Annotated in this window: 2 protein-coding genes; both read left to right on the top strand. The window is 62.8% G+C overall.

Annotation, left to right across the window (positions count from 1 at the left end; translation table 11 throughout):
• Window positions 1-253 precede the first annotated feature (253 nt).
• The gene (locus J4E53_RS29930) at window positions 254-2,638 is read left to right on the top strand and encodes a hybrid sensor histidine kinase/response regulator (RefSeq protein ID WP_103311360.1); all 2,385 of its coding nucleotides are present in this window, start codon (window positions 254-256) and stop codon (window positions 2,636-2,638) included.
• Between the two features lie 71 nt (window positions 2,639-2,709).
• Complete coding sequence (locus J4E53_RS29925; RefSeq protein WP_103311361.1) at window positions 2,710-4,359, top strand: acyl-CoA dehydrogenase family protein; 1,650 nt, start codon at window positions 2,710-2,712, stop codon at window positions 4,357-4,359.
• The last annotated feature ends 30 nt before the right edge of the window (window positions 4,360-4,389 follow it).

The raw sequence follows: 4,389 nt of genomic DNA, 5'->3' as shown, positions 1-4,389 counted from the left end.
GGAGCAAGCTCCCTCGCCACGGTGAGTCATCGTTCAAGATTCCTGTCTGACCAAAGCAACAGCTCTATCTCAATGCTTTGCTCTGAAACGCCCGTTCTAGAGCCTTCAGTAGGAAAAATTTCAATGGTGCAAATTGGCCATCAGCGGCTATGCTAGAGATGGATCCAACACATAACAGGTAATGCCGGTTTTACGTCTACTCAGGGAATGGGGGGCTTCCTGACTCAACCGGACAGGCCACGCTGGGGCTTAAATGCGCTATTTGCTGATGTTACTGCTGTGCTTGTCCCCTCTGGCAAGTGCCCTGGAATTCGATGAATTCACCCAAAGCCTACCCTTGGGCCATGCCTTGCAAGTGTTCGAGGACGCGGGCGGCACGGCCACCCTGGATGAGGTCCTGGCCCAGTCCGCAGCGGGTGCGTTCAAGCCCCACGACAAAGCCACGTTGAACGCCGGTTACTCGCGATCAGCCTTCTGGTTGAAAATCGACCTGCACTATCGCCCCGGCAATCCGGACGCCCAGCGCACCTGGCTGCTGGAGCTGGCATACCCGCCGCTGGACCACCTCGACTTGTACCTGCCCGACGCGGCTGGGGCCTATCGGCTGGTTCGCCAGACTGGTGATGCGTTGCCGTTCGCCAGCCGCGAGATCCGCCAGAACAATTACCTGTTCAGCCTGGCGTTCAAACCCGAACAGCAACAGACCGTCTATTTGCGCCTGCAAAGCCAGGGTTCGATCCAGGCGCCGTTGACGCTGTGGTCGAGCACCGCGTACCTCGAGCAACAGCCGGTGCGCCTGTATGTGCTGGGCATCATCTATGGCGTGCTGCTGGGGATGCTGGTGTACAACCTGTTCATCTACCTGAGCGTGCGCGATACCAGCTACCTCTATTACATTTTCTACATCGCCTCGTTCGGCCTCTACCAATTGTCGGTCAACGGTGCCGCCGTGGAGTACTTCTGGCCGGACAACCCCTGGTGGGCCAACGCCGCGACGCCGTTTTTCATCGGCTGCGCGGGCCTGTTTGGCAGCCAGTTCGCCCGCAGCTTCCTGCAAACCGCCCAGCATGGCCGCTGGATGGACCGCATGCTGCTGGCACTGATCGGCTACAGCGCCGTGGTCATCAGCCTGTCGCTGATGACCAGCTATGCCCTGGCCCTGCGCCTGGCGACGGCGTTGGCGCTGGTGTTCACGGTGGCGATCTTTGCCGCGGGGTTGTTCGCCTGGTGGCGTGGTCTGCGGGTGGCGCGCTATTTCATCATTGCCTGGTCGGCGTTTCTGCTGGGGGGCATCATCAATACCTTGATGGTGCTGGGCTACCTGCCGAACGTCTTCCTGACCATGTACTCCAGCCAGATCGGCTCGGCCATCGAAGTGGCGCTGTTGTCCCTGGCCTTGGCCGACCGCATCAATGCCATGCGCGAACAGCAGGCCCAGACCCTGTTGGACGCCGGGCAGAAACTCGAAGTGCTCAACCAGCAACTGGCCCACGGCAACAAGCTCAAGGATGAATTCCTCGCCACCTTGACCCACGAACTGCGCACGCCGATGAATGGTGTGATCGGTTCCCTGGAGTTGATGGAAACCGTCGAGATGGACGAGGAGCTGACCCAGTATCAACAGACTGCCGCCGGCTCGGCGCGGGACATGATGCGCATGGTCAATGGCATCCTCACCCTCACCGAGTTGCAGGCCGGCAAGCTCAAGGTCTATCCGGCGCCGTTCAGCCTGCGTGGGGTGATCGATGCGCTGCAGGTGCAGTTCGGCGCCAATGCCGCGGCCAAGGGCCTGGATTTCAAGGTCGACGTGTCCCCGGGCCTGGCGGACCGGTTGATCGGCGACAGCGGTAAACTGGCCCAATGCCTGGAATGCTTGCTGGACAACGCGATCAAGTTCACCCGGTTGGGCGGCCTGGCGCTGCGTGTCAGCGGTCGGCCGACGGAGCTCGATCGGCTGGTGTTGTCCTTTGCCGTCATCGACACCGGGATCGGCTTTACCGACCTGGGGGAAGCGACCTTGTACCAGCGCTTCTTCCAGCTCGACGGCTCGATGACCCGCGAATATGGCGGTCTCGGCGTGGGCCTGGCCATCTGTCGGCAACTGGTGGAGCTGCTGGGCGGGCGCCTGACCCACACTTCCGAGCCTGGTCGCGGCAGCCGGTTCCAGTTGGACGTGGAGTTTGACGTGGCCTTGCCGGCGGCGGTCCCGACACCGTTTTCCTTCGGTGGCCGCCAGGGCTCGCGCCAGCCCCAGGATTGCACGGTGCTGCTGGCGGATGACAACAACATCGATCAGTTGGTCATGCGTGGCATGTTGCTCAAGTTGGGTTATCGGGTGCGCACCGCCGACAGTGGCCGCGCCGCGCTGGATCTGCTGCACGGCGAGCGCTTTGACGCGGTGCTGCTCGATTGCCAGTCGCCGCCGCTGGACGGTGTGTCGGTCTGCTGTCAGATCCGCGCATTGTCTGGCTGCGAAGAGCTGCCGGTACTGGTGGTCAGCCCGAACCTGGGGCAGGAGCGCTGTCCCTCGGGCGCGTTGATTGACTACCTGAGCAAACCGGTGAAATTCGAGGCATTGCAGGCCACGCTCCAGCGCCGGGTGCTTTGCCCGAGGCAGGGTGAAAGCGCCGATATTTAGGCATATATGACACTTTGTTCGGCCTGGAGGCGGTGCTTAACTGAATCCCTGGCCGATCGAGGAGCCCTGTCATGAACCTGCACCAGTTCGCTGAAACCCACGACGTCACCAATCAGCCGCCGTCTCTGGATGGCGCCAATCTGTACCGCATCGACCTGCCGTTGCAGCAGTGGTCGCAGCGCTTCGGGGCTGGCTGGGCGCAGGCGCGGATCGATGCGTATGGGGCGCTGGCCGGCGGGCCGCTGATGGAAGCGGGCTTCCTGGCCAACCAGAACAAACCGGTTTTTTCCAGTCATGACCGCTACGGCCATCGCATCGACCTGGTGGAGTTCCATCCCGCTTATCACCAGTTGATGCGCACCGCCGTCGAGCATGGCCTGCCGAGTTTGCCTTGGGCCCATCCACAGCCCGGCGCACATGTCGCCCGGGCGTCGATGACCTATCTGCACAGCCAGGCAGAAGCCGGTACGGGGTGCCCGTTGACCATGACCTTCGCCAGCGTGCCGGCGCTGCGCCTGCAACCGGATCTGGCCGAGCGCTGGCTGCCGAAGGTGCTCGCCACCGAGTACGACCCGCGCAACGTCGGCATGGCCCACAAGGCCGGGGTGACACTGGGCATGGCGATGACCGAAAAACAGGGCGGCACCGATGTGCGGGCCAACACCACCAAGGCCTATCCGGTGGGTGCCAGCGGTCCGGGCCAGGCCTATGAGCTGGTGGGGCACAAATGGTTCTGTTCGGCGCCGATGTGCGACGCTTTCCTCACCCTGGCCCAGACCGACAAGGGCCTGACCTGTTTCCTGCTGCCGCGCCATCGCCCGGACGACACGCGCAATCAGTTCTACATCCAGCGCTTGAAGAACAAGCTGGGTAACTGTTCCAACGCCTCCAGCGAAGTCGAGTTCCGTGGCGCACTGGCCTGGATGGTCGGTGAAGAAGGCCGCGGCGTGCCGACGATCATCGAGATGGTGGCCATGACCCGCTTCGATTGCATGGTCGGCTCCAGCGCCCTGATGCGCCAGGCGTTGACCCAGGCCAGCCATCACTGTGCGCACCGCAAGGTCGGTGGCAAGCTGTTGAGCGAACAGCCGCTGATGCAGAACGTCCTGGCTGACCTGGCGTTGGAAAGCGAGGCCGCCCTGGCCTTGAGCCTGCGCATGGGCCGGGCGCTGGACCATTTGAATGACGAGCATGAGGCCAAGTTCGCCCGGCTGGTGACGGCGGTGGGCAAGTACTGGATCTGCAAGCGCGCCCCCGCGATGATCAACGAAGCCGCCGAATGCATGGGCGGCGCCGGCTACGTCGAAGACAGCATCCTGCCGCGCCTGTACCGCGAAGCACCGGTCAACTCGACGTGGGAAGGCTCTGGTAACGTGCAATGCCTCGATGTGTTGCGCGCCCTGTCCAAGGAGCCGGGTGTGCTGGAGGTCTTGTTCAGCGAATTGGGCGACGGCCATGGCGACAAGCGCCTGGCCGGGCATATCCACCAATTGCAGGCAGCCTTCAAGGACACCGACGACATCCAGTACCGCGCCCGGCAATTGACCGAAGACATCGCCGTCGGCCTGCAGGCCAAGCTGTTGCTGGAGGCGGGGAACAGTGAGGTCAGCGATGCTTTTATCGCCAGTCGCCTGGGTTCGACCGGCCGGGTGTACGGTGCCCTGCCTCGGGGCTTGAATGTCGAAGCCATCGTTACCCGCTCGACCCCGCACGCCTTTTAGAAACACCACATACCCCTGTGGGAGCGAGCC

The sequence above is a fragment of the Pseudomonas sp. FW305-28 genome (assembly GCF_017351395.1).
Classification (GTDB): Bacteria; Pseudomonadota; Gammaproteobacteria; order Pseudomonadales; family Pseudomonadaceae; genus Aquipseudomonas; species Aquipseudomonas fluorescens_AA.
This window is presented reverse-complemented; position numbering and strand designations above follow the sequence as displayed.